General features: G+C 69.5%; 19 protein-coding genes and 2 tRNA genes. 8 read left to right on the top strand and 13 right to left on the bottom strand.

Translation table 11 applies throughout. The features are described from left to right. Position 1 precedes the first annotated feature (1 nt). From uppS to rpsB, 5 genes are all read right to left on the bottom strand, one after another. Entirely contained in the window at positions 2 to 712 is a 711-nt protein-coding gene (uppS, locus tag IE209_RS17710) for a polyprenyl diphosphate synthase (RefSeq protein WP_268245968.1), read from the bottom strand. Between the two features lie 37 nt (positions 713 to 749). Then, positions 750 to 1,310, bottom strand: coding sequence for a ribosome recycling factor (gene frr / locus IE209_RS17705; protein ID WP_189688266.1), 561 nt, complete (start codon positions 1,308 to 1,310; stop codon positions 750 to 752). Between the two features lie 59 nt (positions 1,311 to 1,369). Then, positions 1,370 to 2,092 carry a UMP kinase gene (gene pyrH / locus IE209_RS17700; protein ID WP_189688265.1) on the bottom strand — a complete coding sequence of 241 codons (723 nt, stop codon included), beginning with the start codon at positions 2,090 to 2,092 and terminating at the stop codon, positions 1,370 to 1,372. Positions 2,093 to 2,176: 84 nt separating this feature from the next. Further along, the gene (tsf, locus tag IE209_RS17695; RefSeq protein WP_189688264.1) at positions 2,177 to 3,100 is read right to left on the bottom strand and encodes a translation elongation factor Ts; all 924 of its coding nucleotides are present in this window, start codon (positions 3,098 to 3,100) and stop codon (positions 2,177 to 2,179) included. A gap of 92 nt (positions 3,101 to 3,192) precedes the next feature. Continuing rightward, positions 3,193 to 3,942: a 30S ribosomal protein S2 gene (rpsB, locus tag IE209_RS17690; RefSeq protein ID WP_189688263.1), complete on the bottom strand. Its 750-nt coding sequence runs from the start codon at positions 3,940 to 3,942 to the stop codon at positions 3,193 to 3,195. A 207-nt stretch (positions 3,943 to 4,149) separates the two neighbouring features. Here rpsB and IE209_RS17685 point away from each other — a divergent pair, with 207 nt between their 5' ends. Both IE209_RS17685 and IE209_RS17680 read left to right on the top strand, forming a co-directional pair. After that, the gene (locus tag IE209_RS17685; RefSeq protein WP_189688262.1) at positions 4,150 to 5,400 is read left to right on the top strand and encodes a D-amino acid dehydrogenase; all 1,251 of its coding nucleotides are present in this window, start codon (positions 4,150 to 4,152) and stop codon (positions 5,398 to 5,400) included. 28 nt (positions 5,401 to 5,428) lie between these two features. Continuing rightward, positions 5,429 to 6,862 (top strand): NAD(P)H-hydrate dehydratase, encoded by a 1,434-nt coding sequence (locus IE209_RS17680; protein ID WP_189688261.1) that lies wholly within the window; start codon positions 5,429 to 5,431, stop codon positions 6,860 to 6,862. 3 nt (positions 6,863 to 6,865) lie between these two features. On the opposite strand, the gene IE209_RS17675 is transcribed toward IE209_RS17680, so the two are convergent. Together IE209_RS17675 and rnr are read right to left on the bottom strand one after the other, a co-directional pair. After that, positions 6,866 to 7,615, bottom strand: a complete 750-nt coding sequence (locus tag IE209_RS17675) for an SDR family oxidoreductase (protein WP_189688260.1) — start codon at positions 7,613 to 7,615, stop codon at positions 6,866 to 6,868. A 43-nt stretch (positions 7,616 to 7,658) separates the two neighbouring features. Further along, a complete protein-coding gene (gene rnr / locus IE209_RS17670) occupies positions 7,659 to 9,908 on the bottom strand; it encodes a ribonuclease R (protein WP_189688361.1) in 2,250 nt (749 codons plus the stop codon). A gap of 23 nt (positions 9,909 to 9,931) precedes the next feature. Here rnr and IE209_RS17665 point away from each other — a divergent pair. Further along, a tRNA-Leu gene (locus IE209_RS17665) sits at positions 9,932 to 10,016 on the top strand. A 262-nt stretch (positions 10,017 to 10,278) separates the two neighbouring features. Further along, positions 10,279 to 10,363, top strand: a tRNA-Leu gene (locus tag IE209_RS17660). A 127-nt stretch (positions 10,364 to 10,490) separates the two neighbouring features. On the opposite strand, the gene rimO is transcribed toward IE209_RS17660, so the two are convergent. The 3 genes from rimO to nhaR form a co-directional block, all read right to left on the bottom strand. Next, positions 10,491 to 11,870, bottom strand: coding sequence for a 30S ribosomal protein S12 methylthiotransferase RimO (gene rimO / locus IE209_RS17655; protein WP_189688259.1), 1,380 nt, complete (start codon positions 11,868 to 11,870; stop codon positions 10,491 to 10,493). Positions 11,871 to 11,904: 34 nt separating this feature from the next. Next, entirely contained in the window at positions 11,905 to 12,438 is a 534-nt protein-coding gene (gene phaR, locus IE209_RS17650) for a polyhydroxyalkanoate synthesis repressor PhaR (RefSeq protein ID WP_189688258.1), read from the bottom strand. Between the two features lie 192 nt (positions 12,439 to 12,630). Next, positions 12,631 to 13,527: a transcriptional activator NhaR gene (gene nhaR / locus IE209_RS17645; RefSeq protein WP_189688257.1), complete on the bottom strand. Its 897-nt coding sequence runs from the start codon at positions 13,525 to 13,527 to the stop codon at positions 12,631 to 12,633. Between the two features lie 152 nt (positions 13,528 to 13,679). Between nhaR and IE209_RS17640 the strand changes: the two genes are divergently transcribed. Together IE209_RS17640 and IE209_RS17635 are read left to right on the top strand one after the other, a co-directional pair. Then, positions 13,680 to 14,210: an Rrf2 family transcriptional regulator gene (locus IE209_RS17640; RefSeq protein WP_145550438.1), complete on the top strand. Its 531-nt coding sequence runs from the start codon at positions 13,680 to 13,682 to the stop codon at positions 14,208 to 14,210. Positions 14,211 to 14,303: 93 nt separating this feature from the next. After that, on the top strand, positions 14,304 to 15,320 hold the full coding sequence (locus IE209_RS17635; protein WP_189688256.1) for a S1C family serine protease: 1,017 nt from the start codon (positions 14,304 to 14,306) through the stop codon (positions 15,318 to 15,320). Here the strand turns inward: IE209_RS17635 and IE209_RS17630 are convergent, their stop codons facing one another. Continuing rightward, entirely contained in the window at positions 15,321 to 16,232 is a 912-nt protein-coding gene (locus IE209_RS17630) for an SDR family oxidoreductase (RefSeq protein WP_189688255.1), read from the bottom strand. 48 nt (positions 16,233 to 16,280) lie between these two features. Between IE209_RS17630 and IE209_RS17625 the strand changes: the two genes are divergently transcribed. Both IE209_RS17625 and IE209_RS17620 read left to right on the top strand, forming a co-directional pair. Continuing rightward, positions 16,281 to 17,366 carry a CDP-6-deoxy-delta-3,4-glucoseen reductase gene (locus IE209_RS17625; protein ID WP_189688254.1) on the top strand — a complete coding sequence of 362 codons (1,086 nt, stop codon included), beginning with the start codon at positions 16,281 to 16,283 and terminating at the stop codon, positions 17,364 to 17,366. Then, positions 17,363 to 18,337 carry a Bug family tripartite tricarboxylate transporter substrate binding protein gene (locus tag IE209_RS17620; protein WP_189688253.1) on the top strand — a complete coding sequence of 325 codons (975 nt, stop codon included), beginning with the start codon at positions 17,363 to 17,365 and terminating at the stop codon, positions 18,335 to 18,337. Before IE209_RS17625 ends, IE209_RS17620 begins: the two co-directional genes overlap by 4 nt. Positions 18,338 to 18,663: 326 nt before the next feature. Here IE209_RS17620 and IE209_RS17615 read toward each other — a convergent pair whose 3' ends face one another. Both IE209_RS17615 and IE209_RS34435 read right to left on the bottom strand, forming a co-directional pair. Continuing rightward, positions 18,664 to 22,836 (bottom strand): response regulator, encoded by a 4,173-nt coding sequence (locus IE209_RS17615; protein ID WP_189688252.1) that lies wholly within the window; start codon positions 22,834 to 22,836, stop codon positions 18,664 to 18,666. After that, positions 22,833 to 24,620 (bottom strand): PAS domain S-box protein, encoded by a 1,788-nt coding sequence (locus IE209_RS34435; protein ID WP_189688251.1) that lies wholly within the window; start codon positions 24,618 to 24,620, stop codon positions 22,833 to 22,835. Before IE209_RS34435 ends, IE209_RS17615 begins: the two co-directional genes overlap by 4 nt. Positions 24,621 to 24,746: the final 126 nt, after the last annotated feature.

Here is a 24,746-nt window from a genome sequence, read left to right as displayed (position 1 = left end):
CTCAGGCCGCCTGGTTGGCGACGACTTGCTCGGAGGTCTTCCCGAAACGGCGCTCGCGCCGGCCGTAGGCCGCGATGGCGTCGTCCAGTGCCGCGGGGTCGAACTCGGGCCACAGCTTGTCGCTGAACACGAACTCCGAGTAGGCCGATTGCCAGAGCAGGAAGTTGCTGATGCGGAACTCGCCACCCGTGCGGATCACGAGGTCCGGGTCTGGCACATGGGCCAGCGCCATGGTCCGGCCCAGGCTGGCTTCGGTGATGGCCTCGCCGGCCGCCGCCAGGCGTTGCGCGGCCTGGGCGATGTCCCAGCGGCCGCCGTAGTTGAAGCAGATGTTGAGCACCAGGCGCTGGTTGCCGGCGGTTTCGCGCTCGGCCTGCTCCAGCCCGGCGCGCACCTTGTCCGACAGCGCATGCAGCGCGCCGACGAAGCGCAGTTGCACGCCATTGGCCTTGAGCGGCTTCACTTCCTTGGCCAGCACGCTGACCATCAAGGACATCAGGCCGGAGACCTCATCCTGCGGCCGGTCCCAGTTCTCGGACGAGAACGCGAACACCGTCAGCACGCGCACGTCGCGGTCCAGGCAGGCCTGCACGCAGCGGCGCAGCGCCTCGACGCCCTGCCGGTGGCCGGCCACGCGCGGCAGGAAGCGACGCGTCGCCCAGCGGCCGTTGCCGTCCATGACGATGGCGATGTGGTGCGGCACACCGCTCACGCGCGCGTCTCCCGCTGACGGCCAGGCAGCTTGCGCATCAAACCGCCAGCAGGTCCTGTTCCTTGGCCGCCACGATGTGGTCGACCTCGGCGATGTGCTTGTCGGTCACCTTCTGGATCTCGGCCTCGGCACGCTTTTGCTCGTCCTCGGAGGCCAGCTTGTCCTTGACCAGCTTCTTGACCGCCTCGTTGGCGTCGCGGCGCAGGTTGCGGATCGCGACCTTGGCGTTCTCGCCTTCGCTGCGCACGACCTTGGTCAGCTCCTTGCGGCGCTCCTCGGTCATCATGGGCATGGGAACGCGGATCAACTCACCCATGGACGCAGGGTTCAGGCCCAGGTCGCTCTCGCGGATGGCCTTCTCGATCTTGGCACCCATGCCCTTCTCCCAGGGCTGCACGCTGATGGTGCGGGCGTCCAGCAGCGACACGTTGGCCACCTGGCTGATCGGCACCATGGAGCCGTAGTAGTCGACCTGCACCACGTCCAGCAGCGCCGGGTTGGCGCGGCCCGTGCGCACGCGCGCCAGGGCGGTCTTCAACGAGGCCAGGGACTGGTCCATGCGGCTGTCCGCCGCGCTCTTGATGTCTGCAATCGTCATGCTCTCTCCGGCTTCTTGTCGGTCGGGCCAGCAGCGAACGGCGCCGCTGCCCCAGCCTCTCAGGCGTAGACCAGGGTGCCCTCGTCTTCACCCAGCACCACGCGCTTGAGGGCGCCGTGCTTGAAGATCGAGAAGACCTTGATCGGCAGTTTCTGGTCGCGGCACAGCGCGAACGCCGTGGCATCCATGATGCCCAGATTCTGCGAGATCGCCTCGTCGAATGAAATCCTGCTGTAGCGTGTGGCCGAGGGATCCTTCTTGGGATCCGCGGTGTACACGCCGTCCACCTTGGTGGCCTTGAGTACCAGCTCGGCGCCGATCTCGGCACCGCGCAGCGCGGCGGCGGTATCGGTGGTGAAGAACGGGTTGCCGGTGCCGGCGGCGAAGATCACGACCTTGCCCTCTTCGAGGTACTGCAAGGCCTTGGGGCGCACGTAGGGCTCCACCACCTGCTCGATGGCGATGGCCGACATCACGCGGGCGATCAGGCCGGCCTTGTCCATGGTGTCGGCCAGGGCCAGGGAATTCATGACCGTGGCCAGCATGCCCATGTAGTCGGCCGTGGCGCGGTCCATGCCGACCGAGCCACCCGCCACGCCGCGGAAGATGTTGCCGCCGCCGATGACCACGGCCACCTGGACGCCCAGGCGCGTGATCTCGGCCACCTCTTCGACCATGCGCACGATGGTGGCGCGGTTGATGCCGAAGGCATCGTCTCCCATGAGGGCCTCTCCCGACAGCTTCAACAAGATGCGCTTGTGGGCTGGCGCGAGATCGGGCATGGGCAATTCCTTCAGGTGGTGCAAATGGGGGGCAATGGTAGCGCGGGCCGACGACAGTTCAGACGCCGGACCCGCATGGCGCGATCAGGCGCCGGACTTGGCAGCAGCGACCTGGGCGGCCACTTCGGCCGCGAAGTCGTCGACCTTCTTCTCGATGCCTTCGCCGACCACGTACAGCGTGAACGACTTGACCTGCGTGTCGGCGGCCTTGAGCATCTGCTCGACGGTCTGCTTGTCGTTCTTCACGAAAGGCTGGTTGTACAGCGAGACTTCCTTGAGGAACTTCTGCACGCCGCCTTCGATGCGCTTGGCCACGATGTCGGCCGACTGCACGGGCTTGCCGGCGGCTTCGGCGGCCTTCTTGTCTTCCTCGGCCTTGGCCGCGGCGACAGACCGCTCCTTCTCGACCAGCTCGGCCGGCACTTCGGCCGACGACAGCGCCACCGGCTTCATGGCCGCCACGTGCATGGCGACGTCCTTGGCGGCGGTCTCGCTGCCTTCGTACTCGACCAGCACGCCGATGCGCGTGCCGTGCAGGTAGCCGGCCAGCTTGCCGCCATCGGCATAGCGCTTGAAGCGGCGGAAGCTCATGTTCTCGCCGATCTTGCCGATCAGGCCCTTGCGCACATCTTCCAGCGTGGGGCCGAAGCCGTCCTGCTCGTAGGCCAACGCGCCCAGGGCCGCGATGTCGGCGGGGTTGTGCTGCACGATCAGGTTGGCGGCCGCCTGGGCCAGCGCCAGGAAGCTGTCGTTCTTGGTGACGAAGTCGGTTTCGCAGTTCACTTCGATCAGGGCACCGACATTGCCGTTCAGGGCGCTGGCGACCACGCCTTCGGCCGTGACGCGCGAGGCGGCCTTGCCGGCCTTGCTGCCCAGCTTGACGCGCAGCAGTTCTTCGGCCTTGACCATGTCGCCACCGGCTTCGGTCAGCGCCTTCTTGCATTCCATCATCGGTGCGTCGGTCTTGCCACGCAGTTCAGCAACCATGCTTGCGGTGATAGCAGCCATGTTCAGATCTCCATCTCGAATTCAAGAAACTAAAAAAAAGGGGGCCATGCAGCCCCACTTTGATCGCGCGGGATGTCGCGCGTGAGTCGGGCTCAGGCAGCCTCGTTGACCTCGACGAACTCGTCGTCGCTCTCGCCGGCCACGGCCTTGACGACTTCGGCGCCGGCAGCGTTGCGGCCTTCGATGATCGCATCGGCGATGCCACGCGCGTACAGCGCCACGGCCTTGGCCGAGTCATCGTTGCCGGGGATCACGTAGTCGATGCCCTGGGGCGAGTGGTTGGAGTCGACCACACCGATCAGCGGAATGCCCAGCTTGCGGGCTTCGGCGACGGCGATCTTGTGGAAGCCCACGTCGATCACGAAGATCGCGTCGGGCAGCGCACCCATTTCCTGGATGCCGCCGATGTCCTTTTCCAGCTTGGCCATCTCGCGGGCGAACATGAGCTGCTCCTTCTTGCTCATGCTGTCCAGACCGGCTTCCTGCTGGGCCTTCATGTCCTTCAGGCGCTTGAGCGAGGTCTTGACCGTCTTGAAGTTGGTCAGCATGCCGCCCAGCCAGCGCTGGTCGACGAAGGGCACGCCGGCGCGGCGGGCTTCCTCGGCCACGATCTCGCGGGCCTGGCGCTTGGTGGCGACCATCAGGATGGTGCCGCCATTGGCGGTCAGCTGCTTGGCGAACTTGGCCGCCTCCTGGAACATCGGCAGCGACTTTTCCAGGTTGATGATGTGGATCTTGTTGCGGTGACCGAAGATGAACGGGGCCATCTTGGGGTTCCAGAAGCGGGTCTGGTGGCCGAAATGGACACCGGCTTCCAGCATTTCGCGCATGGTGACGGACATTGAAGTAACTCCGAAGGTTGGGTCTAAAATCCCGCCCGTTTTGCGCCATGCTGACCCGTGCTGAACGGGCGGCTGAATCAGGCGCAACACCTTGAGTGGGCAGGTTTGCGATTTGTCTTGCGATGATCAAGCGGAGCGCCATGCCCGCTTCGCAAAACCCAAAGAGTCTAGCACATCACGGGCCAGCCAGACCGGCGCCCCTTCCCCATGCACATTGCCATCATCGGTGCCGGCGTCGTCGGCATCACCACGGCCTACGAGCTGGCCGCGGACGGCCACCAGGTCACGGTCTTCGAGCGCCACACGGCGGCCGCAGCGGAAACCAGCTTCGCCAATGCGGGCGTGGTGGCCCCGGGCTATGTGACACCCTGGGCCGCCCCCGGCATGCCCGGCAAGGTGCTGCGCTACCTGTTCAAGCGCCATGCACCGATCACGCTGGGCTGGCCGCTGGGCGTACGCGATCTGGCCTGGATGGCGCGCTGGTTGCGCGCCTGCCGGCTCGACACCTATCTGGCCAACCGCGCCCGCATGCAGCGGCTGGCCTTCTACAGCCGCGAACGGCTGCACCAGCTGACCCAGGACCTGCGCCTGGCCTACGACCGCAGCGACGGCTACATGGTGCTGCTGCGTTCCGAACAGGATGCCCGCCTGGTCGAGCCCGGGCTGCAGGTGCTGCAGGACGCCGGCGTGCGCTTCGCGCGGCTGGATGCGCCCGCGGCGCGCCTGGTCGAGCCCGCGCTGAGTCCGGACATGGATTTCCACGGCGCGATCCAGCTGCCCGACGACGAGGTCGGCAACTGCCGGCAGTTCTGCATGCTGCTCAAGACCGAGGCGCAAGGCCTGGGCGTCGACTTCCAGTTCGGCAGCCGCATCGCGCGCATCGAGGCCGGGCCGCCCGTCGCGCTGCGCCTGGCAGACGGCTCGGCGCGCAGCTTCGACGCCGTGGTCTGTTGCGCGGGCCTGCACTCCGCGCAGCTGCTGCGCCCGCTGGGCCTGCGCCTGCCGCTGGCCGCGGTCCATGGCTACTCGATCACGGCCACGATCCGCGAAGCGCTGAACGCCCCGCGCAGCGCCGTCATGGACGAGCGCTACAAGGTCGCCATCTCCCGGCTCGGCCTGCGCGTGCGCGTGGCCGGCAGCGCCGAGATCGGAGGTGATCCCGACCGCCACCGCGAGGCCTCGGTGCAGACGCTGTACAAGGTGCTGCACGACTGGTTTCCGGGCGCGGCCAGCATGCAGGCCGGCGTGCAGGTCTGGAAGGGTGCGCGGCCGATGCTGCCGGACGGTCCTCCGGTGCTGGGCCACAGCGGCGTTCCGGGTATCTGGCTGAACCTGGGCCACGGCTCCAGTGGCTGGGCGCTCAGTTGCGGCAGCGCGCGCGTGCTGGCCGACCAGATCGCGGGCCGCACGCCAGCCGTCGACACCGAGGGCCTGGGCATCGAACGCCTGCGCCGCTGAACCCGTGGCGCGCCGCACAATCGGCGCCATGCACCCCATCACCCCCGAGCGCGCCTGGGCCCTGCACGGCAGCGCTGCCACGCGGCAACTGGAAGCCCGCGCCATCGCGGCAGCCGGACCCCATGTGCTGATGCAGCGCGCCGGCCTCGCAACGGCCCGGCTCGCGCTGGCGCTCGCACCGCATGCGCGGCAGGTCTGGATCGCCTGCGGCCCCGGCAACAACGGCGGCGACGGGCTGGAGGCGGCCATGCATCTGCAGCACTGGGGCAAGCGGCCGCGCGTGCGCTGGCTCGGCGACGAGCAGCGGCTTGCGCCCGACGCCGCGGCGTCACTGGCGCGTGCTCGCGCCGCCGGCGTGCTGTTCACCGACGCCATGCCGGAACTGCAATCCCAGGACCTCGCCATCGATGCACTGCTGGGTCTGGGCAACGCGCGCGCGGCGACCGGCGATCTGGCCGCCTGCATCGCAGCGCTCAACGCCAGCGCCGCCCCGGTGCTGGCCATCGACCTGCCGACCGGCCTGGCCGCGGACACGGGCCAAGCCCATGGCCCCGCCGTGCGGGCGCGGCACACGCTGAGCCTGCTGACGCTCAAGCCCGGCCTGTTCACGGGCATGGGCCGCGACCTCGCAGGCCAGGTCTGGTTCGACGCCTTGCAGGACGGCGACACCGTGCCGTCCGATGCGACGCTGGCCGGTCCGCCGCCCGCACGCGCTCGCGCGCATGCCAGCCACAAGGGCAGCTACGGCGACGTGGCGGTGCTGGGTGGCGCACCCGGCATGCGCGGCGCGGCCGTGCTGGCCGCCTCCGCCGCGCTGCATGCCGGCGCGGGACGCGTCTACGTCGCTGCGCTGGACGCCGGCACGGTCGATCTCGCGGCCGATGCGCCGGAGCTCATGTGGCGCGCGCCACCTGAGCTCGCACTGGCCCGGCTGGCCGTCGCCTGCGGTTGCGGCGGCGGCCCGCAGGTCGCGGCCTGGCTGCCACGGGTGTTGGCCGAAGCGGCCCAACTCGTGCTCGATGCCGATGCCCTCAATGCAGTGGCGGCCGACACGGGTCTGCAGGACGCTTTGCGCTGGCGCGCGCAGCCCACCGTGCTGACGCCGCACCCGCTCGAGGCCGCCCGGCTGCTGGGCAGCAGCACCACCGCCGTGCAGGCCGATCGTCTGGCGGCCGCACGGGCGCTGGCCGCACGCTTCGGCGCCGTCGTGCTGCTCAAGGGATCGGGAACGGTGGTCACGGAGCCCGGCCGTGCACCGGCCATCAATCCCACGGGCAATGCCCGGCTCGCCACCGCCGGTACAGGCGACGTGCTGGCCGGTTTCGTGGCGGCGCATCTGGCTGCCGGCAGCACCGCCTGGGAGGCCGCCTGCCACGCCGCCTACGCACACGGCGCGCTGGCCGACACCTGGCCTGCGGGTCGCGCCCTCACGGCATCGGCGCTGGCCCGCGCCGCGGCCTGAAGCTCAGCCGCGGCCGACGAACGGCATCTTGGTGGCCATGACGGTGTGGAACAGCACGTTGGCCTGCAGTGGCAGGTTGGCCATGTAGAGCACGGACTGGCCGACGATGTTGACGTCCATCAGCGGCTCGACCGCGATCTCGCCATTGGCCTGCGGCACACCCTTGGCCATGCGCATGGCCATTTCGGTGGCGGCATTGCCCACGTCGATCTGCCCGACCGCGATGTCGTACTTGCGCCCATCCAGCGAGGCCGACTTGGTCAGGCCCTGGACGGCATGCTTGGTCGAGGTGTAGGCGATCGAATTCGGCCGCGGCGCGGTGGCCGAGATCGAGCCGTTGTTGATGATGCGGCCGCCCCGCGGCGTCTGCGACTTCATGACGCGGAAGGCCTGCTGGATGCACAGGAACATGCCGGTCAGGTTGATGTCGACCACGTTCTTCCACTGCTCCAGCGTGAGGTCTTCGAGCGGGACACCGGGCGCGTTGACACCGGCGTTGTTGAACAGCAGATCCACGCGGCCATGGGCCTTGACCGCGGTGTCGAACAGTGCCGCCACCGAGGCCGCGTCGGCCACGTCCGTCGGCACGACCAGCGCGCCCTGGCCCGCGGCGGCTTTGACCTCTTCCAACGGCTCAGGCCGGCGCCCGGCCAGCACCACACGCCAGCCACCGGCCGCCAGCGCCAGCGCCGCGGCCTTGCCGATGCCGGTGCCCGCACCGGTCACGATGGCCACTTTGTCATTCGAACCCATGGAGATCTCCTTCTTTTTGCATTGATCGTTGTGGATGCCTGGCTCAGCGACGGCTGCGTGACTTGTTCTTCGCCGCGGCCTTCTTGCCCGCGGTCTTGAGCGTCCTGGCCAGGCCGCCGCTCTTGTCCTCGCGCCGCTTGGGGCCGTCCCTGCGCGCATCGCCCGCGGCTTCGCGCGCCGCCGCCTTGTCCCGGATGGTACGGGGCCCAAGTTCGTCGCCTTCGCGGATCAACCGGAAATCGATCTTGCGCCCATCCAGGTCGACGCGGCTGACCTGCACCTGCACCCGCGTGCCCACGGCATAGCGGATACCGGTGCGCTCGCCGCGCAGCTCCTGGCGCGCCTCGTCGAACTTGAAGTACTCGCCGCCCAGTTCGGTGATGTGCACCAGGCCCTCGACGTACATCGCGTCCAGCGTGACGAAGATGCCGAAGCTCGTGGCCGCCGTGACGACGCCGCTGTACTCCTCGCCCAGGTGCTCGCGCATGTACTTGCACTTGAGCCAGGCCTCGACATCGCGGCTGGCCTCGTCGGCGCGGCGCTCGTTGGCGCTGCAATGCAGGCCCGCGGCCTCCCAGCCCTGCATCTCGGCGTTGGTCTTGCGCGGCCGCTGTTCGGGCTCGGCCACCTTGTCGCCCAGGCGCGCGACCTGGTTCTTCTGCAGCCGCTTGGCCAGCTTGGCATGGGCCTCGCCGGGCGTGGGCAGCGCCGGCAACTGGTAGCGGCTGTGCGCGAGGATGGACTTGATCACGCGGTGGACCAGCAGGTCCGGATAGCGCCGGATCGGGCTCGTGAAGTGCGTGTAGGCCTCGTAGGCCAGCCCGAAGTGGCCGCTGTTGATCGGCGTGTAGATCGCCTGCTGCATGGAGCGCAACAGCATGGTGTGGATCTGCTGCGCGTCCGGCCGGTCCTTGGTCGCCTCGGCGATGGCCTGGAACTCCGAGGGCGTGGGGTCGTCGCTGATGCTGAGACCGACACCGACGGCCTTGAGATAGTTGCGCAGCGTCTCCTTCTTCTCGGGCGTGGGGCCCTCGTGCACGCGGTACAGGCCCGGACGCTTGTTCTGCGCGATGAAGTCGGCGCTGCAGACGTTCGCCGCCAGCATGGCCTCCTCGATGAGCCGGTGGGCGTCGTTGCGCGTGCGCGGCACGATGCGTTCGATGCGGCCGTTCTCGTCGCAGACGATCTGCGTCTCCATGGTGTCGAAGTCGACCGCGCCACGCTTGCCGCGCGCGGCCAGAAGCGCGCGGTAGACGTCGTGCAGATGCTCCAGCTGCGGCACCAGCGCCTTGCGGCGCACGGCCTCGGGGCCGCGCGTGTTGGCCAGGATCGCCGCCACCTCGGTGTAGGTGAAGCGGGCATGGCTGAACATCACGGCAGGGTAGAACTGGTAGGCGTGCACCTCGCCCTTGGAGGTGACGAGCATGTCGCACACCATGCACAGCCGCTCGACCTCGGGATTCAGCGAGCACAGACCGTTCGACAGCTTCTCGGGCAGCATGGGAATCACGCGGCGCGGGAAGTACACGCTGGTGGCGCGCTCGTAGGCGTCCACGTCGATGGCCGAGCCGGTCTCCACGTAGTGGCTCACGTCGGCAATCGCAACCAGCAGACGCCAGCCCTTGCTGCGGCCGACCTTGGTCGGCTCGCAATAGACGGCATCGTCGAAGTCGCGCGCGTCCTCACCGTCGATGGTGACCAGCGGCACGTCAGTCAGGTCGATGCGCTGGCGCTTGTCCTGCGGCCGCACCTTGTCGGGCAGCGTGCGCGCCAGCGCGATGCAGGCGTCGGAGAACACGTGCGGCACGTCGTACTTGCGCACCGCGATCTCGATTTCCATGCCCGGGTCGTCGACCTCGCCCAGCACCTCCTTCACGCGGCCGACCGGCTGGCCGTACAGGGCCGGAGGCTCGGTCAGTTCGACGACGACGACCTGGCCGGGCTTGGCCGTGCCGGTCGCGCCCTTGGGGATCAGGATGTCCTGGCCGTAGCGCTTGTCCTCGGGCGCGACGAGCCAGACGCCGCTCTCCTGCAACAGCCGGCCGATGATGGGCTGCGGCGGGCGCTCGACGATCTCGACGACGCGACCTTCGGGCCGCCCCTTGCGGTCGTAGCGCACGACGCGCGCCTTGACGCGGTCCTTGTGCAGCACCGCGCGCATCTCGTTGGATGGCAGATAGATGTCCGACTGTCCATCGTCGCGCTGCACGAAACCGTGGCCATCGCGGTGTCCCTGGACCGTGCCTTCCACTTCTTCGAGAAGGCTTGTTGTGTAGTTGGAATTTTTGATGATATGATCGCTTTCTTTCCTGAAATGCCCAGGTGGCGGAATTGGTAGACGCACTAGTTTCAGGTACTAGCGAGTAACATCGTGGGGGTTCGAGTCCCTTCCTGGGCACCAATCATCGATTGGAACACATTGGAAAGAACACAACGAAGCCGCTGAGTCATCAGCGGCTTTTTTGTTGCCCGCTCGACAACCATCGTTGCGCGTGCAGGCCCCACGGACGACGCGAAGCACGCAAACGCAGCGAACGGCAGAACCCCACGCATGACGTGCACGGGCAGCCGCCCCACTCTCCGATCTGAATTTTTTTGATCTTCGAAGCGCAAAACGCCGAGTGGCCTGAAAAACATTGCTAGAATCGTAGGCTTCCTGAGATGCCCAGGTGGCGGAATTGGTAGACGCACTAGTTTCAGGTACTAGCGAGTAACATCGTGGGGGTTCGAGTCCCTTCCTGGGCACCAACCATCGGTTGGAACACATCAGAAGAAACGCAACGAGGCCGCTGAGCGATCAGCGGCTTTTTTGTTTTCGAGCCACCCGGAAGCGAAAAGCCTCCCCGACGGGACGAGGCCTTCGCCGCTACCAAGATCAAACCGGCACCGCCACGAGGTCGTGGCCCTGCGTGCCGACGATGCGGGCGCGCGTGAACTCGCCGACCTTGAGCGTCTTGCTGATCTTCTCCGGCGGCAGCAGGTGGACCACGCCGTCGATCTCGGGTGCGTCCGCGTAGCTGCGGCCCTTGCCGCCCTTGCGGCCCAGGCCCGGCGCCGAATCCACGAGGACCTGCATGTTGGCCCCGATGCGCCGGCGCAGGCGCGCAGCCGACACTTCTTCAGCCACCGCCATGAAGCGCGCCCGGCGCTCCTCGCGCAGGGCCAAAGGCAGCATCGGCGCGATGGTGTTGGCAGCCGCGCCTTCGACCGGGCTGTAAGCGAAGCAGCCGGCGCGGTCGATCTGCGCCTCGCGCATGAAGTCGAGCAGGTGGGCGAACTCCTCCTCCGTCTCGCCAGGGAAGCCGGCGATGAAGGTGCTGCGGATCACGAGCTCCGGACAGATCTCGCGCCAGCGCTGGATGCGCTCCAGGTTCTTCTCGCCGCTGGCCGGCCGCTTCATGCGACGCAGCACGTCGGGGTGGCTGTGCTGCAGCGGCACGTCCAGGTAGGGCAGCACGCGCCCCGCGGCCATCAGCGGCAGGATGTCGTCCACGCTGGGATAGGGATAGACGTAGTGCAGGCGCACCCAGGCGCCGTGCGGCTCGGCCAGCTCGCCGAGCGCCTGCACGAGCTCGAGCATGCGCGTCTTGACCGGCTTGCCGTCCCAGAAACCGGTGCGGTACTTGAGGTCCACGCCATAGGCCGAGGTGTCCTGGCTGATGACCAGCAGTTCCTTGACCCCGCCTTCGAACAGCGCGCGTGCCTCCTTGAGCACGTCGCCCACGGGCCGTGACACCAGGTCGCCGCGCATCGAGGGGATGATGCAGAAGGTGCAGCGGTGGTTGCAGCCCTCGCTGATCTTGAGGTAGGCGTAGTGCTTGGGCGTGAGCTTGATGCCTTGCGCTGGCACCAGGTCCACGAAGGGGTCGTGCGGCTTGGGCAGGTTGGCATGGACGGCATCCATGACTTCCTGCGTGGCATGCGGTCCGGTCACGGCCAGCACGCTGGGGTGCATCTCGCGCACCATGTTGCCACCGCCCTGCCCGGTCTTGGCGCCCAGGCAACCAGTCACGATCACGCGGCCATTGTCGGCCAGCGCCTCGCCGATGGTGTCCAGGCTTTCCTTGACCGCATCGTCGATGAAGCCGCAGGTGTTGACGATCACCAGGTCGGCGCCTTCGAAGGTCTTGCTGGTCTGGTAGCCCTCGGCGCTCAACTGCGTGAGGATGAGTTCGGAATCGGTCAAGGCCTTGGGGCATCCAAGGCTGACGAAGCCGATCTTCGGGGCTTTCGTGGGGGCTTGCGCAACGGTCATCGCGCTATTGTCGCCGCGATGCGGGCAGCGGATCTCAGCGCTTGACGCCCAGGGTGCCGAGCAACTGCTCGGTCTGTTTCTGCATCTGCTCCTGCATCTGCACGAACACGTTCTTGGACTGCTCCACGTAGCTGCCCATCATGCCCTGCATGAGGGGCGACTGCATGCTCAGGAACTGCGCCCACAGCTCGGGCGACATGCTCTTGGACTGCTCGGTCAGTTTGGCCTGCATGTCGACGAAGGCCTGCATGTTCTTCTCGAGGTAGGGCCCGATGAAGCTCTGCATGGTGTTGCCGTAGAAGCGGATGATGTTCGCCAGCGCCTGCTCGGTGAACAACGGGGCGCCGCCGGCCTCTTCTTCCAGGATGATCTGCAGCAGGATGGAACGCGTGAGGTCTTCGCCGGTCTTGGCGTCCCGCACGACCAGAGGCTCATTGCCCATCACCAGCTTCTTGACCTCCGACAGCGTGATGTAGGTCGAAGTGTCCGTGTCGTAGAGCCGGCGGTTCGGATACTTCTTGATCACACGCTGGGCCGGCTTCTCGGCGCTGGGCTTCTTGGTCTGCACTGCGTTCCTCGGGTTGGTGCTCGTTGCACTGCAGCAGATTCTAGAGAGCCGCCCTGCAGCGGGCGCCCAAGGATAACCCTGACGGTGGGCGCCGGGCTCGGCATGGGGGCCGACAGCGCCTTGTCCGCCTGCTCCTACACGGCCTGGCGGCCGATGTCCTTAGGCTGCGTGTCCATGCCCCACCCGATCCTCTCAGACGTGGAACAGCTTGGCCCGCGCAGCATGCGTGATGGCGGCCACGCTCGGGTGGCTGATGCGCCGCTCCACCGAGATCGCGAAGAACTCCTCGACCAGCTCATCGCTGCGGCCCAGCACGCCGACGCGGTATTGCGCGGCGATCTGCGCCTCCAGCACGGTCGGTCCCATGAACACGCCGCGGCCCTCGCGGCCGAAGGCGTTCATGAGCGCCGTGTCGTCGAACTCGCCGACGATGCGCGGCCGCAGCCGGTGCCGCACCAGCCAGGGATCGAGCTGCCGGCGCACCGAGGCCGTCGGCCCCTGCACCAGCATGGGTGCGTTGTCCAGGCATTGCGGAAAGGCCCCGGCCAGCCGTTCGCGCAGGCCCTCGGCACAGAAAAAGCTCATGGGACTGCGCCCCAGCAGGTGGTTGAAGGCACGCACGCTGACTTTGGGCGAGACGCGTTCGTCCGCGATCAGCAAGTCCAGCCGGTGCAGCGCGAGCTGGGCCAGCAGATCCTCGTACTTGCCCTCGTGGCAGATCAGGCGCACGGGCTCGGCCCCGTCCAGGGCCGGCTCCAGCAGCTGGTAGACCACCGACTTGGCCACCGCATCGGCAACGCCCACGCGAAAGTCCAGCGAGCGACGCTCGCCGCGCCTGTGCCGTACCGAGGTCTCCAGTTCGGCGCCCAGCGCGAAGATCTCCTCGGCGTAGTCCAGCGCGACGCGGCCCTGCTCGGTCAGCTCGAGCCGGCGGCCGACCTTGCGGAACAGCTTGTGCCCGATCCAGTCCTCGAACAGCTTGATCTGGCCCGACAGCGTTTGCGGCGTGGTGTGCAACTGCTCGCCGGCGCGCATCACGCCACCGGCCTTGGCCACCACCCAGAAATAGCGCAAATGCTTGAAGTTCATGGAACCTCCCGCCGAAAGCTGGGTCAACCGTTCAGAAGGTTCCATCGCTTTTCTCGAAGTGTTTTTGTCTCAAATACGAATATACGCGAAGTGTCCGAACCTTTAGAGTTGCCTCTTTCCGCCCACAGTCCGCTACAACAAGGAGCCCAGCCATGCGATTGACCACCAAGAGCCGTTTCGCCGTGAACGCGATGATCGACGTCGCACTGCGGGAACACCTGGGTCCCGTGACGCTGTCGGCCATCGGCGCCCGGCAAAAGATCTCGCTGTCGTACCTGGAGCAGATGTTCAGCCGGCTGCGCCGTTCCGGCCTGGTCGAGAGCGCACGCGGCCCCGGCGGCGGCTACACGCTGGCGCGCAAGGCCAGCGCCATCAGCGTGGCGGACATCATCCTGGCCGTGGACGACCAGGCCGCGCAGGATGCGCAAGGCGCCGTGGCGCAAGGTGATCCGGACGCCAAGATGGCGGGCGACCTCTGGGACAGCCTGTCCGCCTGCATGCTCGACTACATGCAGGGCATCTCGCTGCGCCAGCTCGCCGACGAACAGCGCGCCAAGGGTGTGGAGATCGAGGCCGCGCCCAGCCGCCGCCGCGCTGCCGTGCTGCCGCGGCCGCGCCAGGCCACCGTGCGCGCACCGAACTCCGTGTTCGCCTACGGCCAGTACCTGCAGCTCAAGGGCTGACGCCCGCCCTGCAAGGCCCTTGCCCATGGGCCTTGCAGTGGCATGTTTCCAGGTGCATTCTGTGCGCATCGCCCCCAGTTCCGGGAGTTCGCCATGCGCAGCATCCGATGTGTCTGCCTCGTCCTCGCCCTGGCGTTTGCGCAGGGCCCTGGTTTCGCAGCCACTCCCCCGCCCCCCGTCCAGCAGACCATCGACGCGCTGAGCCGCGCCCACGCAGCCGTGGTCGGCGTGCAGGTCGTGTCCGACGAGGACGCCGTCTCGGCCGAAACCCTGGGGCGCCAGCGCCAGGGCTCTGGCGTGGTGATCGGCCCGGACGGCCTGATCCTCACCATCGGCTACCTGATGCTGGAGGCCGAGCACATCCAGATCGTCACGCAGGACGGCCGGCGGCTGCCAGCGCAGGCGGTGGCCTACGACCTGGCGACCGGCTTCGGCCTGCTGCGCCCGCTGCTGCCGCTGCGCGGCGTGGCGGCCGTGCCGCTGGGCAGCCTCCCGGAGCTCGAACCCGGCATGGCATTGATGACGGCCACCGGCGGCAACGGCGGCGACGTGGCCATGACCCAGCTGGTCGGCAAGCGCGCCTTCTCGGGCTATTGGGAATACTTCATCGACACCGCCCTGTTCACGAGCCCGCCGATCGCCAACCACTCCGGCGCGCCGCTGTTCAACCAGCGGGGCGAGCTGGTCGGCATCGGCAGCCTGCTCGTGATGGACGCACTGGGCACGGGCCAGCGGCTGCCCGGCAACATGTTCGTGCCGGTGGACTTGCTCAAGCCCATCCTCGCGGAGATGCAGAGCACCGGCACCACCCGGCTCAGCAGGCGGCCCTGGCTGGGCCTCAACTCGGTGGAGCTGTCCGGCCGCGTGCAGGTCGCGCGTGTGGGCAAGGCCAGCCCGGCCTGGGCGGCCGGCCTGCAGCCCGGCGACGTGGTGCTGGCCGTGGACGGCACCAAGGTGACCACGCTGGAAGGCTTCTACAAGAAGCTCTGGGACCGCGCCGATGCCCAGGCCGAGGTACAGCTGACCGTGCTGCAGGGCGCGGACGTGAAGACCTTGACCGTCAAGCCCGTCGACCGCATGAGCACCCTGCGCAAGCCAAAGGGCATCTGATCAGCGCAGCCCGGACGCCACCGTCGGGTAGTGCAGCGCCAACCGCAGTTCGCGCTTGAGGCGCTGGTTCAGCAGCCGGCGCGACTCGGACATGAAGCTCAGCACCATCAGCGGCAGTTGGCCGCGCGCCTCCTCGGCCGCCACGCGCGGCGGCCGCGGCATGCCGTACAGATCGGCCGCCAGGTCGAAGTAGTCGCCCATCTTGAGCGCGGTGTCGTCGCTGGCGTTGACCACACGCTGCGCCCGGCCGCGCCACAGCGCGGCGATGCAGGCGCGCGCGAGGTCGTCGGCATGGATGTGGTTGGTGTAGACGTCGTCCTCGGCCCGTAGCACCGGCGTGCCCTTGGCCAGCCGCTCGCGCGGTGTGCCGCCGGCGCGGTCGGGCGCGTAGATCCCCGGAATGCGCAGCACGCTGGCGCGCAGGCCGCCGGCCCGGCCGAGGAAGCGCACGGCCGCCTCGGCATCGAGCCTGCGCAGGGCGCGCTCCGTGCGCGGCGCCGGCCGCCGCGTCTCGTCCACCCAGTCGCCGCCGCAGTCGCCGTAGACGCCGCTGGTGGAGCCGTAGACCAGGGCCCGCGGCCGCGTGCGCCGCAGCAGGGTCTGGCCCAGCGCGCGCGTGCGCCCATCGCGCGCGCCCTCGCCCGGCGGCGGCGCCAGGTGCAGCACGCGGTCGGCCAGGCCGGCCAGCCGGCGCAACGAGCGCGCGTCGTCCAGGTCGCCACGCAGCGGCACCAGGCCTTGTGCGCGCAGTCCAGCCACGCGCTCGGCCGACGAGGTCAGCGCCAGCACCCGCACACCGGCCGGCAGCCGGGCCGCCACGCGTTGCCCCACGTCGCCGCAGCCGACGATCAGCACGCGTGTGCGGCGAAAGCGCCCGGGCAGCGCGCCGAGCGGAAACTGGTTTGAAGGCAAAATCCTGGGTTCACTGAAGCGGCGAGAAGCCCACGAGGATACCCAAAGATGACCCTGACGCCGGCCGCCGCGCCCCCCTTCAAGATCACCGTGCAGCCCAGCGGCCGTTCGTTCGAAGCCAGCGCCGGCGAGGCCATCCTGGCCGCCGGCATCCGCCAGGGCGTGGGCCTGCCCTACGGCTGCAAGGACGGTGCCTGCGGCTCGTGCAAGTGCAAGATGCTGGAAGGCCGCGTCGAGCACGGGCCGCACCAGAGCAAGGCGCTGTCGGCCGAGGAAGAGGCCGCCGGCCTGATCCTCACCTGCTGCGGCGTGCCGCTCAGCGACGTGGTGCTCGAATCGCGCCAGGTCACCGACGAGAGCGCCTTCCCGATCAAGCGCATGCCTGCGCGCGTGGCCAGCCTGACCAAGGTCTCGCACGACGTGATGGTCATCCGGCTGCAGCTGCCCGCCAACGACACCATGCGCTACCACGCGGGCCAGTACGTGGAGTTCCTGCTGCGCGACGGTGCACGCCGCAGCTACTCCATGGCCAACGCCCCGCACACCGCCGGCGGCCAGCCCGGTGCCGTGCCGCCCGTGGGCCCCAGCGTGGAGCTGCACATCCGCCACATGCCCGGCGGCAAGTTCACCGACCACGTGTTCGGCGCCATGAAGGAAAAGGAGATCCTGCGCATCGAAGGCCCTTACGGCAGCTTCTTCCTGCGCGAGGACTCCGACAAGCCCATCGTGCTGCTGGCCTCGGGCACGGGCTTCGCGCCGATCAAGGCCGTCATCGAGCAGCTGCAGTTCAAGGCCAGCACGCGCCCCGCCACGGTCTACTGGGGCGGCCGCCGCCCGGCCGACCTGTACATGGACGCCTGGCTGCGCCAAAAGCTGGCCGAGATGCCCAACCTGCGCTATGTGCCGGTCATCTCCAACGCCCTACCCGAAGACAACTGGACCGGCCGCACCGGCTTCGTGCACCGCGCCGTGCTGGAAGACCTGCCCGACCTCTCGGGCCACCAGGTCTACGCCTGCGGCGCGCCCATCGTGGTCGACTCGGCCCGCGCCGACTACAGCGCCGAAGCCGGCCTGCCGCCCGAGGAATTCTTCGCCGACGCCTTCACCACCGAAGCCGACAAAGCCCCAGCATGACCCGCATCAACGCCCTGCGCCGCGCCGTGCTGCTCTCCGCCCTGGCCGTGGCCGCCGTGCCCGCGCTGGCCCAGAACAAGCCCATCCGGCTGATCGTGCCCTACGCCGCCGGCGGCCCCATCGACGTCACGGCCCGCGTGCTGGCCGAGCGCGTGAAGGACCAGCTCGGCACCGTGATCATCGAGAACAAGCCAGGCGCCGGCGGCAACATCGGTGCCGACGCCGTGGCCAAGGCGCCGCACGACGGCCTGACCATCGGCATCGCCGCCACCGCCACCCACGCCGTGAACCCCTGGCTGTACCGCAGGATGCCGTTCGATGCCGCGCGCGACTTCGCGCCCATCACGCAGATGGTGCGCGTGCCCAACGTGCTGGTCATGAACGCCGAGACCGCGCAACGGCTCAAGATCGCCACCGTGGCCGACCTCATCGCCTACGCCAAGGCCAACCCGGCCAAGCTGAACTACGGCTCGGGCGGCAACGGCAGCGCCGGTCACCTGGCCGGCGAGATGTTCAAGGCCCAGGCCGGCATCTTCGCGCTGCACATTCCCTACAACGGCGGCAACCCGGCCCAGCTGGCGCTGCTGTCGGGCCAGGTCGATTTCAACTTCGACAACCTGGCCACGGCCGCGCCCGGCATCCGTTCGGGCAAGCTCAAGGCCCTGGCCGTCACCACGGCGCAGCGCTCGCCGGCCCTGCCCGAGGTGCCGCCCGTGGCCGACACGCTCAAGGGCTTCGCCATCGACACCTGGTGGGGCCTGGTCGCGCCGGCCGGCACGCCCGCCGACGTGCTGGAACGGCTGAACCACGCTTTCGTCGCGGCATTGCAATCGGAGGAGACGCGCCAGCGCTTCGCCAACCTGCTGGCCGAGCCCGTGCCCAGTACTTCCGCCCAGTTCGGCGCCTTCATGCAGGCCGAACTGGCCAAGTACCAAAAGCTCGTGAAGGCCTCGGGCGCGCAGGTGGATTGACGTTCGGCGGGCGCCGCATCCCGGCACTGTCCGACAGCGGCGGACCGCTCCACCGACCAACCTGGACGAAGGGACCGCGCAACCCGCGCGGCGATCCACCCGGGAGGCACCCATGTTGGGCACGTTGCTGGCCATCGCCATCGTCACTTGCGTTTGCTGCTTCTGCCACCGCGTGCCTTGAGCACCGGCAAGAAAAAGGGCTGCCCGAGGGCAGCCCAATCGATGCATCCGCTTCCCAGAAAGCACCTTGTCTGGATGCACCGAGAACCCATCATCCCGCCGCCGCCCCGCTGCGCCTGTAGGAAAGCAGGCTCTCGGCGGGAGAGTCAAGCGCTCAGCGCCTTGCGCACGAGCTCGGCGCCGGCCTCGAAGTCGTAAGCGGCCGCCGCCTGCCGCAAGGCCTCGAAGGCCTCGGTGCCCAGCACGGCCTGGAACACCGCCGCCTCGCTGCTGATCAGGTCCTGCGCATCGGCATCGTTGTCCGCCAGCAGTGCGGCCAGCCGCTGCAGCAGTTCCGTCGACTGGGCCGGGGTCACGGCGGCGGCGCGCGGTTCAAGCACCGCGTCCGGCAGCTGGCTTTCGATCGCCTGCACCAGCGCCTGCAAGGGCGTGGCCACGGCGTCCAGCAGCGCCTCCAGCCGATCGGCCGATGCCCCGCTCCGCAAGCCCTCCTCCAGCTCCGCGGCCAGGCCCTGCAACTGCAGCGCGCCGATGTTCCCCGCCACGCCCTTGAGCGTGTGGGCCAGCCGTTCGGCCGTGGCCCGGTCGCCCGCAGCCACGGCCTGGCGCACCGCGGCCGCGGCGTCGCGCTGGCCCTGCACGAACTTGCCCAGCAGCGCCAGGTACAGCGAACGCTTGCCCAGCACGCGGCGCAGTCCCTTGGCCACGTCCAGGCCCGGCACGGGCCGGGCCAGCACGGGCGCATCGTCCTGCGCCACCACGGCCGGCACCGCCACCGGCAGGCCGCCCAGGCCCTCGCGTGGGCGGATCCACTGGGCCAGGGCGCGCCACAGCGCGTCGGGCTCGATCGGCTTGGCGACGAAGTCCTGCATGCCGGCCTCCAGACAGCGCTGGCGGTCCGCAGCCATGGCATTGGCCGTCATGGCCAGGATCGGCAGACCGGCATGGCGCGCGTCCTGGCGCAGCAGGCGCGTGGCGCCGACGCCGTCCAGCACCGGCATCTGCATGTCCATCAGCACCAGGTCGTAGGGCATGGCGCCAGGCTGCGTGGTGGCGGCGATGCGGTCGAGTGCCTGCCGGCCGTCGGCCGCCACATCGACGGCGAAGCCGGCGGCCTGCAGCAGCTCGCAAGCCACCTGCTGGTTCAGTTCGTTGTCTTCCACGAGCAGGATGCGCGCACCGCGCAGCGGCTCCAGCGCATGCAGCGCCGGCGTGCGGCGCTCCTGCGCGGCGGCGGCCGCGGGTGCATCGCCGGCATGCTCGCCGAGCACGCGCATCATGGTGTCAAACAGCACGGAGGCGCTGACCGGCTTGAGCATCAGGTGGTCGATGCCGGCCTCCTGCGCGCTGCGGATCACCTCCTCGCGGCCATAGGCCGTGACGATCACCATGCGCGGCAGCGGCGCCATGCCCAGCGCACGGATGCGCGCCGCGGTCTGCAGCCCGTCCATGCCGGGCATCTGCCAGTCCAGCATCACGGTGTCGAAGGGCGTGCCGGCCTCGCAGGCCTCGCGCACCTGGGCCACGGCCTCGGCACCGCTCAGCACCGTGCGCACTTCGAAGGACTGCGCCGCCAGCAGCTCGGACAGCACCTGCGCGGCGTGCGCGTTGTCGTCCACCACCAGCACACGGCGCCCGCGCAGGTCGATCTGCGGCAGCACAGGCCGGCCGCGCCGCTCGCCCAGGCCCAGCCGCGCCGTGAACCAGAACGTGGAGCCGCGGCCCGGCACGCTTTCCACGCCCACCTCGCCGCCCATCAGGCCGGCCAGCCGCTTGCTGATGGCCAGGCCCAGCCCGGTGCCGCCGTACTGGCGCGTGATCGAGCTGTCGGCCTGCTCGAAGCTGCGGAACAGCCGCTGCTGCTGTTCCTCGGTCAGGCCGATGCCGGTGTCGCGCACCTCGAAGCGCAGCAGCACCTGCGGCCCGCCCTCGCCGCCCTCGCCGCCGCCGCGCCCGAACTCCAGCACGCGCACGCGGATGTCGACCTTGCCCGCCTCGGTGAACTTGATCGCGTTGCTGGCGTAGTTGATGAGGATCTGGCCCAGCCGCAGCGGGTCGCCCCTGAGCTGCTGCGGCACGTCGGCCGCCACGTCGCAGACCAGTTCCAGCCGCTTGGCGTTGGCACGGTCGGCGATGACGCCGGCCACCGTGTCGATCACGCGGTCGAGCTCGAACGGGATGTGCTCCACCTCCAGCTTGCCGGCCTCCACCTTGGAGAAGTCCAGGATGTCGTTGAGGATGCCCATCAGGTGCTGGCCCGACTGCTGGATCTTGTTCAGGTAGTCGCGCTGCTGCGGCGTGAGCTGCGTGCGCAGCGCCAGATGCGACATGCCGATCACCGCATTCATCGGCGTGCGGATCTCGTGGCTCATGTTGGCCAGGAAGTCGCTCTTGGCCTGGTTGGCCGCGCCCGCGGCGTCGCGTGCCTGCGCCAGCGCCGTGATGTCGATGGCCACGCCGATCACGCGGCGTGCCCGGCCCGCCTCGTCACGCAGCACGCGGCCCGCGCTCTGCACCGAACGGATGCGGCCGTCGGGCAGCGGCACGCGGAACTCGTGCTGGAAGTCGCGGACCTGCGGGTCCGCGATGGCCGCGCGGAACGACTCGGCGGCGCGCTCACGGTCCTCCAGGTGCACGTGCCGCTCCCAGAACTGCGGGCTGCCGTCGTAGCTGCCCGGTGCCAGGCCGTACAGGCGTTCGAGCTGCGGCGCCCAATAGCCGCGCCCGCTGCGCATGTCCAGGTCGTACACACCGATGCCGCCGGCGTCCTGGGCCACCTGCAGCCGCTCGTTGGCATCCTGCAGCTGCTGCTGCGCGTCCTTGAGCGGCGTCACGTCCACGATCACGCCCACCAGGCCGGCGCTGCTGTCGTCGGCCATGCGGATGGCACTGACCGAGAACAGCGTGGTGTGCACGCGCCCGTCGGCGAAGCCGAACTGCGCCTCGCGGCTCAGCATGCCGCCGCTGCGCACCAGCGCCAGCTGCTCGGCGTGCCCGGCCTCGCGCTGCGGCACGTAGGGCAGGTCCAGCACGGTCTTGCCGATCAGCTCGGCAGGCTGCAGGCCGAACGCCTGGCCATAGGCCTTGTTGCAGCCCAGAAAGCGGCCTTCGTCGTCCTTGTAGAAGATCGGGTTCGGGATGCGGTCCATCAGCGCCTGCAGGAAGGCTGCATGCTCGGCGGCCAGCCGCAGCTCCTCACGGCGCTGCACCACCATCCTGCCGGCGACGCGGCTGCCCACCAGCACCAGCACCAGGCCGAGCACCGCGACCATGCCGGTGACGAGGGCGTGCCGCTGGCGCATGGGCGCCAGCCCGTCCAGCGACGTCAGCGTGAGCAGCTGGTACTGCGGATCGGACAGCGGCTGGCGCCGCAGCAGGTAGGGCCGGCCCTCGATGAGCCAGTGGTCGGCGTAGACCGGATCGGCCGGCGCCCGCACGTCCAGCGGCTGCCCGAGCGCCTCGCCCCCGTCGGACGGCCGCACCGTGGCGCCGGGCAGCAGCGCTGCCACGTTGCGCAGCATGAAGCGCTCGGCCGAAGCGGTGATGACGCGCCCCTGCGGGCTCACGATCAACGCGATGTGCCGCCCCGCCAGGTACGGCGCCATGTCCGGCGCGTCGAACTTGACCGTGACCGAGCCCTGCGGCACGCCGCGCGGTCCTTCGATCCGGCTGGCCACGAAATAGGCCGGAATGTTGTTGAGCCGGCCGATACCGAACTGCTTGCCCACACCGTCGCGCAGCGCATCGATCAGGTAGGTGCGTCCGCCATAGATCTGGCCCACGATGCTGTCGTCCTGGTCCCAGTTGCTGGCGGCCACCGTGTCGTCCGACAGGTTGTTCATGTAGATGCGGCCGTAGCGCAGATCGCTCGCCACCGCGTTCATGTAGTCGCCGACTTCGCGCACCTGGGGGTCGCGCGTGAACTGTGCGGCGCGCTGCTGGCGCGTCAGCCGGGCCGCGCCGGGCGCATCGAGGCGGTAGCGCGTGGCGACCTGGATCACCAGGCCCTGGCGCGCCACCATGTTGGACACGCTGACCATCTCGGTGAACAGCCGGTTCACGATGCGTGCGGTGGCCTCGGCATCGTGGTCGGCGCCGGCGGCCAGGCTGTCCAGCTGCGCGGCCAGGAGCCGCTGCGAGACCCACCAGCCCAGGCCCGCCACCAGCGCCAGCCAAGCCAGCGCCAGGGCCGCGGCCGCATGGCGCACCACGGGCGGCACCGCGGCCGGCCGGCCGCGCAGGCCCGGCCAGGCGAAACCCTGGGCAGGGGCGGCCGGCGCCGTGCCCGCCGGAGCACCCTGGGGCGCAGCGCTGCTCATGCCGCCTCCGGCAGCCAGGACGCCAGGGCCGGGCTGGCGCGCAGCAGCGCCAGCGCATCCTCCAGGTCGTAGCGCTGCACCAGGCGCACCAGTTGCTGCAGCTGCGCCGGCGGCAATCGCTGCTGCAGCCAGGGCCGCATGGCATGGAGTTGCGTTCCGGTGTCGCCGTCCATGGACTCCAGCATCTCACACAAGCGTGCCAGCCCGCTGCGGGCCTGGGCGTCGGTCAGCGCGGCCAGGTCGCCGCTCATCCAGCCGGCCGCGGCCGGCTCCAGTGGCGCCTCCTGCGTCCGCAGCCCCGCGCCCATGCGGCACGGCCATTGCAGCTGCACGCAGGTGCCCGCGCCCGGGGCGCTCTGCGCCGTGATGGAGCCGCCGGCCGCGCTGGCCAGGCGCCGGGCCAGCGCCAGCCCCAGCCCGAGCCCGCCGAAGCGCCGCGTGCTCGAGCCGTCCACCTGCCGGAACGGCTGGAACAGCTGGCCCAGCTGCTCGGGCGCGATGCCGATGCCGGTGTCGCGCACGGCGATCTCCAGCACCACGCCTTCGTCGTCCGCCGGCCGGTGCCGGCACTGCAGCACCACCTCGCCCTGCTCGGTGAACTTCAGGGCATTGCCCAGCAGCTGGCCCAGCACCTGCTCGAGCCGCTGCACGTCGCTGTGCAGCTGCCGTGGCACGGCATCGTCGGCCTCCAGGCGCAGCGCCAGGCCCTTGTCGGCCGCCTGCGGCCCGTGGCGCGCCTGCAGCCGCGCCAGCAGCGCATCCAGGTCGAAATCGGCCTCCTGCAGCACCAGCCGGCCCGACTCGGTGCGCGAGAAATCCAGCACGTCGTTGGCGATGGCCAGCAGGGCCTGGGCCGCGCTGCTGGCCTTCTGCACGTGCATGCGCTGGGCCGCGCTCAACGCACCCTGCAGCGCCAGATGGGCCTGGCCGATGATGGTGTTCAGCGGCGTGCGGATCTCGTGGCTCATGTTGGCCAGGAAGTCCGACTTGGCCGCCGCTGCCGCTTCGGCCGCATCCCTGGCGGCCTGCATGGCCTGGGCCGTGCGCCTGCGTTCGGTGATGTCCACGCACCAGCCGAAGGCCACGTCGGGCTGCCCGCCGAAGCTGCCGCGCGTGAACGAGAGCTGGGCCCAGAAGCGGCTGCCGTCGCCGCGCAGCATCTCCAGGTCCGAGACGCGCGCGAAGCCGTCGCGCCACAGGCACTCCATCAGCACGGCGCGCTGCGAGGGATCGACGTAGCGCGCCCGCATGCCCTGCGCTGCCAGCGTCTGGGCATCGACGCCGAACATCTCCAGCGCGTTCTGGTTGTGGAACAGCACCCGACCGCTGCCGTCGGCCGCCACCACCGCGCCGGGTGCGGACTCCAGCAGATCGCGCAGCAAGCGCTCGCGCTCGCGCAGCGCCGCGCGCGCCTGCGCCTGCTCGCTGATGTCCAGCAGCACGCCGACCATGCCGGCCGTGCTGCCGTCCGGCGCATGCAGGCCCTGGGCCCAGAACAGCGTCTGGTGCAGCCGCCCGTCGGCCCAGTGGTTTTCGAACGCCCGCTGGACGCGCCCACCGCTGCGCACCACCTCCATGTCGCAGCGGTGCGCCTCCTCGCGTGCGGCAGCATCGAGCACCTGCAGCTCCAGCACCGTGCGGCCGATCAGGTCCTCGCGCCGCACGCCGTAGGCGGCTTCGAAGGCCCGGTTCACCGTGGTGTAGCGGCCTTGGTCGTCCTTGAGGAACAGCGGGTTGGGTAGGGCATCGACGAGGCGCTGCTGGAAGGCCAGCTCGCGCGCCACGGCCGCCGCGGCCTGCCCGCGCTGCCAGGCCTGCCGCGCCTGCCTTGCCTGGCGGCGCAGCCAGGCGGCGCCCAGCGCCAGGCAGGCGGCCAGCGCGGCGGCGGCCGCGGCCAGGGCGGTCCCGCC

The sequence above is a fragment of the Pseudorhodoferax aquiterrae genome (genome assembly GCF_014652235.1).
In the GTDB taxonomy this organism is placed as follows: domain Bacteria; phylum Pseudomonadota; class Gammaproteobacteria; order Burkholderiales; family Burkholderiaceae_C; genus Pseudorhodoferax; species Pseudorhodoferax aquiterrae.
Note: the sequence above shows the minus strand (reverse complement) of the source record. Positions and strands in the feature narration are given on the sequence as shown.